The organism is Arthrobacter cavernae, from assembly GCF_017368795.1.
Lineage (GTDB): Bacteria > Actinomycetota > Actinomycetes > Actinomycetales > Micrococcaceae > Arthrobacter > Arthrobacter cavernae.
The window spans coordinates 1-626 of record NZ_JAFNLL010000133.1 but is presented as its reverse complement, the minus strand read 5'-3'; the positions used below and the strand labels follow the sequence as shown (position 1 = coordinate 626).

Below are 626 nucleotides of genomic sequence, written 5' to 3'. Positions count from 1 at the left end.
GTCCCGGCCCTGGGTGATGACGTCCAGGGAGCGCTCGTAGCGGAACGCGGGCCGGATGCGCTTGAAGATGCGCGGCACGGTTTCGACGTTGTGCGCGAAGACCTCGGGGGCGGAGTCGCAGATCGCCTGGATGTGCCCGGGGTTGCCGGAGAAGTCGGGGATGAGGAGTTCGACGCCGGTGCCGGGGTTCAGTTCGTGGATCTTGCGGACGGTTTCGGCGTAGAGCCAGACGCCTTCGTCCTCGAGGTCGTCGCGGGCGACGCCGGTGACGGTGGCGTAGCGCAGGTTCATGGCCTGCACGGAGCGGGCCACCTTGGTGGGTTCGAAGCGGTCCACGGGGGAGGGCTTGCCGGTGTCGATCTGGCAGAAGTCGCAGCGGCGGGTGCATTCGGAGCCGCCGATCAGGAAGGTCGCTTCCTTGTCTTCCCAGCATTCGAAGATGTTGGGGCAGCCGGCCTCCTCGCAGACGGTGTGCAGGCCTTCCTTCTTGACGAGGTTCTTCAGGCCGACGAATTCCGGGCCCATCTGGACCTTGGCCTTGATCCACTCGGGCTTGCGTTCGACCGGGACGGCTGCGTTGCGCTGTTCAACGCGCAGCAGCTTGCGGCCTTCAGGTGCCAGGGTCA

At 66.3% G+C, this 626-nt stretch carries 1 protein-coding gene; it reads right to left on the bottom strand.

All coding sequences use genetic code 11. The features are described from left to right. Window positions 1–626, bottom strand: a 626-nt coding sequence (locus tag J1902_RS19125) for a lipoyl synthase (RefSeq protein ID WP_242702235.1), incomplete at both ends; no start/stop codon positions are given.